5 protein-coding genes are annotated in these 6,237 nt (G+C 70.5%); 4 read left to right on the forward strand and 1 reads right to left on the reverse strand.

The window, feature by feature from the left end; all coding sequences use genetic code 11:
* Positions 1-18 precede the first annotated feature (18 nt).
* The gene (locus E1283_RS29870) at positions 19-1,056 is read right to left on the reverse strand and encodes a LacI family DNA-binding transcriptional regulator (protein WP_132821291.1); all 1,038 of its coding nucleotides are present in this window, start codon (positions 1,054-1,056) and stop codon (positions 19-21) included.
* A gap of 294 nt (positions 1,057-1,350) precedes the next feature.
* Between E1283_RS29870 and E1283_RS29875 the strand changes: the two genes are divergently transcribed.
* The 4 genes from E1283_RS29875 (at position 1,351) to E1283_RS29890 (ending at position 6,135) form a co-directional block, all read left to right on the forward strand.
* Entirely contained in the window at positions 1,351-2,613 is a 1,263-nt protein-coding gene (locus E1283_RS29875; RefSeq protein WP_132821292.1) for an ABC transporter substrate-binding protein, read from the forward strand.
* Between the two features lie 32 nt (positions 2,614-2,645).
* A complete protein-coding gene (locus tag E1283_RS29880; RefSeq protein WP_132821293.1) occupies positions 2,646-3,683 on the forward strand; it encodes a carbohydrate ABC transporter permease in 1,038 nt (345 codons plus the stop codon).
* Positions 3,683-4,603 carry a carbohydrate ABC transporter permease gene (locus E1283_RS29885; RefSeq protein ID WP_132821294.1) on the forward strand — a complete coding sequence of 307 codons (921 nt, stop codon included), beginning with the start codon at positions 3,683-3,685 and terminating at the stop codon, positions 4,601-4,603. The genes E1283_RS29880 and E1283_RS29885 overlap by 1 nt, the downstream gene beginning before the upstream one ends.
* Positions 4,604-4,707: 104 nt before the next feature.
* Positions 4,708-6,135, forward strand: coding sequence for a GH1 family beta-glucosidase (locus tag E1283_RS29890; protein ID WP_132821295.1), 1,428 nt, complete (start codon positions 4,708-4,710; stop codon positions 6,133-6,135).
* Positions 6,136-6,237 lie beyond the last annotated feature (102 nt).

A 6,237-nucleotide genomic window follows, 5' to 3' on the forward strand; every position in this document is an offset into this window, starting at 1 on the left:
GTCGGGACGGGCGGGGGGCTAGGACGACGCGCGACGCACCAACTCCGTGGGCAGCAGCACGTGCGGGCGGTCCTGGCCGCCCTCGTTGATCAGCTGGAGCAACGCCCTGGTCATCGCCCGGCCCATGCCCTCGGTGGGCTGCCGGACGCTGGTCAGCGGCGGGTCCATGTGTCGGGCGAGCGCCGAGTCGTCGAAGCCGACCAGCGCCACGTCCCCTGGCACCGAGCGCCCCAGCTCACGCAGCGCGCGCCGGGCCCCCATCGCCATCGGGTCGGAGGCGCAGAACACCGCGTCGAGCGTGGGCCGCCGCGCCAGCAGCTCCCGCATCGCCGCGTAACCGCTCTCCTCCGTGAAGTCGCCGCGGGCGACCAGCTCGTCGTCCGCCGCCTTGCCCGCCGCGCGCAGCGCCTCCCGGTAGCCGTCGAGCCGGCAGCGCGCCGCGTACATGTCGGCCGGCCCGGAGATGGTCGCCACCGTGGAGCGGCCACGGCCCAGCAGGTGTTCGACGGCCTGTTGCGCGCCGCCGACGTTGTCGCAGTCCACGTAGGGCACCGGCTCGTCCTCCGAGCGGCGGCCGGTCATCACCACGGGCAGGCCCATCTCCGCCAGCTGGTCGGGCAGCGGATCGTCCCCGTGGACGGAGACCAGCAGCACGCCGTCCACCCGGTCGCTCGCCGCGTACTGCGCGAACCGCGCCCGCTCCCGGGGCGCCCGGATCAACGTCAGCAGCAGCTGGATGTCGGTGTCGACCAGCTCGGCGCTGACGCCGCGGATTATCCCGGAGAAGAAGGGCTCGGAGAACAGCCGGCCCTCCGCCTCCGGCACCACCAGGGCGATGGCGTTGGACCGGTTGGCGGCCAGCGCCCTGGCCGCCTGGTGCGGTACGTAGCCGAGGTCGGCGATCGCCTGCTCCACCGCCGCCCGGGTGCGGTCACTCACCCGCGGGGAACCGTTGATCACCCGGGAGACCGTCCCTCGGCCGACTCCGGCTCGCGCCGCGACCTGTTCAAGGGTCGGTCTTCCGTCGCGGCCGGCGCCGCGTCTTGCCACTGCCATCGCATCCCTCCGTTTGCCCCCAGGATCCAACTACATCACGGAATCCCTGACGAACCGCCCTGGCGCTTGACACACTGGTGACGGCTCAGGAACCCTTCAACCCATCACGATTGGGAGCGCTCCCATACCATCGAGACCCTACAGAACCCGTACGTTCCACGCCCAGGGCACCCCCATCCCCCACACGCCGCAGCGCTGGGAAGGCAACGTCAGTGTGCGCCAGGAGGACGAGCCGTTATGCGCAATGAGGCCATCGCACGTCGAACGCACCGCAGAAGGACCCGTGCACTCACCATGGGTGTCACCGGCGTCCTCGCCGTCTCGCTGCTCGCCGCCTGTTCGAGCGACAGCGACGACGACAGTGACGGCCAGATAACCCTGCGAGTCGGGGTGTTCGGCCAGTTCGGCTTCGAGGAGGCCGGACTCTACGACGAGTACATGGAGTTGAACCCCGACATCACGATCGAGCAGGACTCGGTCACCGAACTCGCGGACTACATCGCCCAGTTGCGCACCCGCCTCGGGCAGAACAGCGGGCTCGCCGACATCCAGGCCATCGAGGTCGGCAACATCGCCGAGATGACCAACGAACTCAGCGACGCCTGGGTCGACTTCAACGAGTACGAGAACGTGGACCCCAGCCACTTCATGCCGTTCAAGGTCGGCCAGGCCACCGACCCGGACGGCCGTCTGATCGGTCTCGGCACGGACATCGGCCCCACCGGCGTCTGCTACCGCACCGACTACTTCGAGGCGGCCGGGCTGCCCACCGACCCCGAGGAGGTGGGCGCGCTCTTCGCCGACTGGGAGTCGTACCTCGACGTGGGCGAGCAGTTCCAGGCCGACGGCCCCGAGGGCATCTCGTGGACGGACTCGGCCCCGGGCCTGTTCAACGCCGTGGTCTCGGGCTACGAGGAGCGCTACACCAACGCGGCGGGCGAGACCGTCTACCAGGAGAGCCAGGGCGTGTCCGACGCCTGGGACCTGGCCGTCGAGGCGTCCGAGCGCGGACTCACCAACCAGCAGCAGCAGTTCACCGACGACTGGAACCGCGCCATCGCCAACGGCGCCTTCGCCACCTTCTCCGCCTGCCCGTCGTGGATGCTCGGCCACATCGCGGCCCAGGCCGGGGACGAGGGCCAGGGCCTGTGGAACGTCGCCGCCTCCCCGACCCCGTCCAACTGGGGCGGCTCCTTCATCGGTGTCCCGGAGGCCGGCGAACACCGCGACGCGGCCGTGGAGTTGGCCGCGTGGTTGACCGCGCCCGAGCAGCAGGCCAGGCTCTTCTCCGAGCGCGGCAGCTACCCCAGCTCGGCCGAGGCCCAGCAGCTGCCCGAGGTGCTCAACGCCACCAACCCGTACTTCGGTGACGCGCCCATCGGCCAGTTCTTCTCGGCGGCCGCGGCGGAGATCCCGTCCAGCCCGATCGGCCCGAACGACCAGGTGATCCAGGACAGCATCTCGCAGGGTCTCGTCCAGATCGACGCGCAGGGCGAGTCGCCGGAGAGCGCCTGGGAGTCCGTGGTCAGCTCGCTCGACAACGCCCTCGCGGAATAAGCAGAACACGCGGATCCAACCGGGACAGGTAGATGACTACTGACCACCGAGAGGCCGCGCCCCCCGTCACCCCGGGGGGCGCGGCCCCGCGCAGGAAAGACCCCGGCCGCCGGCCCTCGGAGCCGGCCGACCCGAAGGCGGCCAAGCGGGCCGCCCGGCGCTCCCGACGCTACCGCTGGGACATCAGGTACAGCCCGTACGCGTTCATCCTGCCGTTCTTCCTCTTCTTCGCCGCCTTCGGCCTCTTCCCGCTGCTGTACACGGGCTGGGCCTCGCTGCACCAGGTGTCGCTGAGCCGCCCCAACGAGATGGAGTGGGTGGGCTTCGACAACTACACGCGGCTGTGGGACGACGAGTTCTTCTGGAACGCGCTGCAGAACACGTTCACCATCGGCGTGATCTCCACGGTGCCGCAGCTGCTGATGGCGCTGGGGCTCGCCCACCTGCTCAACTACAAGCTGCGCGGCAGCATGTTGTACCGGGTGGCGATCCTCACCCCGTACGCCACCTCGGTGGCGGCCGCGGCCCTGGTCTTCGCCATGCTCTACGGCCGCGACTACGGCATGATCAACTGGGCGCTCGGCCTCGTCGGCATCGACAACATCGACTGGCAGTCGGGCACCTGGACGTCGCAGTTCGCCGTCTCCTCCATCGTGATCTGGCGCTGGACCGGCTACAACACGCTGATCTACCTGGCCGCGATGCAGTCCATCCCCAACGACCTCTACGAGTCGGCGTCGCTCGACGGCGCGTCGCGCTGGCAGCAGTTCCGCCACATCACGCTGCCCTCGCTGCGGCCGACCATCCTGTTCACCATCGTGGTCTCGACCATCGGCGCCACCCAACTCTTCGGTGAGCCCATGCTGTTCGGCGGTGGCGGCGCCGAGGGCGGCGCCAGCGGCCAGTACCAGACGCTGGGCCTCTACCTCTACGAGATGGGCTGGTTCAACCGTCACCTCGGCCGTGCCTCGGCCATCGCCTGGACGATGTTCCTGCTGCTGATCGTCATCGGGCTCGTCTACTGGGTGCTCTCCCGCTGGGTGGGCCGCAGCAGCGGGGAGGAGGACTGATGGCGACCACGACCAGCGAGACGCAGCCGGTCACCGGGCCGTCCGCGGATCCGCCGGGGGCCCGTCGCCCCCGTCGGCTGCGACGTGCGGGCACCGCCGGGCGTCAGATGCACGCGGGCTGGCTGACGTACACCATCCTGACGGTCTTCACCGTCGGCTCGCTCTACCCGCTGGTGTGGCAGGCGTTCGCCTCGTCCCACACCAACGCGCGGCTCGCCGAGTCGACCCCGCCGTTCTGGTTCGGCGAGCGGCTCTTCACCAACCTCGAGTCGGCGTGGACCGACGCGAACATGGGCCGGGCCATGCTCAACACGCTGTTCGTGGCCGGCACCATCACGGTCTCGACGGTGCTGTTCGCCACCCTGGCCGGCTTCGCCTTCGCCAAACTCCGGTTCCGGGCGAAGAACCTCCTGATGCTGCTCGTCATCGGCACCATGATGGTGCCGCCGCAGCTCACCGTGGTGCCGATGTTCATGGCCATCGCCGAGTTGGAGTGGACCGGCCGGCTGCAGGCCGTCATCCTGCCGATGATGGTCAGCGCCTTCGGCGTGTTCTTCATGCGGCAGTTCCTGACGCAGGCCCTGCCGAGCGAGCTCATCGAGGCCGCCCGGGTGGACGGCGCCAACAGCCTGCGGATCGTCTGGCACGTGGTCTTCCCCGCCGCCAGGCCGGCCATGGCGGTGCTGGGCATGCTGACCTTCGTCATGGCCTGGAACGAGTTCTTCTGGCCGATCATCGCGCTCACCCAGCAGAACCCGACGGTCCAGGTGGCGCTGACCAACCTGGGTCGCGGCTACGTGCAGGACCAGGGCGTGATCATGGCCGGTGCGCTGCTGGCGACGATGCCGCTGCTCATCGCGTTCGTGCTGTTCGGCAGGCAGATCGTCGGCGGCATCATGAATGGAGCGCTCAAGGGCTGAGCCCTTCGGTTCGCCGGCCGGGCCGCCGCCCGGCCGGCGGGCGGGCACCCCCCGGCGCGCGGCGTTCGATACCCTCATCCACGAGCAAGAATGGGAGCGCTTCCATGACTGAGAATGACCCCACCGAGACCGCCGGGGCCCTGTCCTTCCCCTCCGACTTCCTGTGGGGATCGGCGACAGCCGCCTACCAGATCGAGGGCGCGGCACGGGAGGACGGACGCACACCGTCCATCTGGGACACCTTCGCCCGCACCCCGGGCAAGGTGCTGGGCGGGGATACCGGCGACGTCGCCTGCGACCACTACCACCAGTGGCAGAGCGACATCGACCTGATGGCCGAGCTCGGCCTCGGCGCGTACCGCTTCTCGGTCTCCTGGTCCCGGGTCCAGCCGACCGGCCGGGGCCCGGCCGTCCAGCGCGGTCTCGACTTCTACCGGGCACTCGCCGACGGCCTGCTCGAACGGGGCATCACCCCGTCGCTCACGCTCTACCACTGGGACCTCCCGCAGGAGCTCGAGGACGCGGGCGGCTGGCCGGTCAGGGACACCGCCGAGCGGTACGCGGAGTACGCCCGGATCGTCGGCGACGCGCTGGGCGACCGGGTGCGGCTGTGGGCCACCGTGAACGAGCCCTTCTGCAGCTCGTTCCTCGGCTACGGCTCCGGCGTGCACGCCCCGGGGCGCACCGAGCCGGAGTCGGTGCTGAAGGCGGCGCACCACCTCAACCTCGGCCACGGCCTGGCCACCCAGGCGCTGCGTTCCGTGCTGCCGCGCGACGCGCAGATCGGCGTCTCGCTCAACCCCGGCGTGATCAGGCCGCGCACCGACTCCCCGGAGGACCGGGACGCGGCGCGGCGGATCGACGCGCTGCACACCCGGATCTTCTCGGACCCGATGCTGCACGGCGGCTACGGGGAGGACCTGAAGCAGGACACGGCGCGCGTCTCCGACTGGTCCTTCGTGCGGGACGGCGACGAGGCGGCCATCCACCAGCCGCTCGACTACCTGGGCCTCAACTACTACACGCCGACCGTCGTCTCGGCGCCGGTCGCCGGCCGCCCGGCGGCCCGCAACCACGCGCACGGCGTCTCCGACCACTCGCCGTGGGTCGGCTCCGAGAGCGTCGAGTTCCACCTGGCGCCCGGCGACCGCACGGACATGGGCTGGGTCATCGACCCCACCGGCCTCACCGACCTCCTGCTGCGCTTCAGCCGGGAGGCGCCGGGGCTGCCGCTCTACGTCACGGAGAACGGCGCGGCCTTCGACGACAAGCAGGACGACTCGGGCGCGGTGCACGACCCCAACCGGATCGCCTACCTGCGGGGCCACCTGGCCGCCATCCACGAGGCCATCGGGCAGGGCGCCGACGTGCGGGGCTACTACCTGTGGTCCCTGATGGACAACTTCGAGTGGGCGTACGGCTACAGCAAGCGGTTCGGGGTCGTGCACGTGGACTTCGAGACGCAGCGGCGGACACCGAAGTCCAGCGCGCGCTGGTACGCGGACGTGGCGGCGACGGGGCGGCTTCTGTAGCCGAGGCCGTCGTGGCTGCCGCCGCCGACCGGCCGGTGCCAAGGCCGCCTTGCGGCGGCACCGCCGCGCAGGACCGGCTTCCGGGGGCTTCGCCCCCGGGAC

This window comes from Streptomyces hainanensis, assembly GCF_004348415.1.
GTDB lineage: Bacteria > Actinomycetota > Actinomycetes > Streptomycetales > Streptomycetaceae > Streptomyces > Streptomyces hainanensis.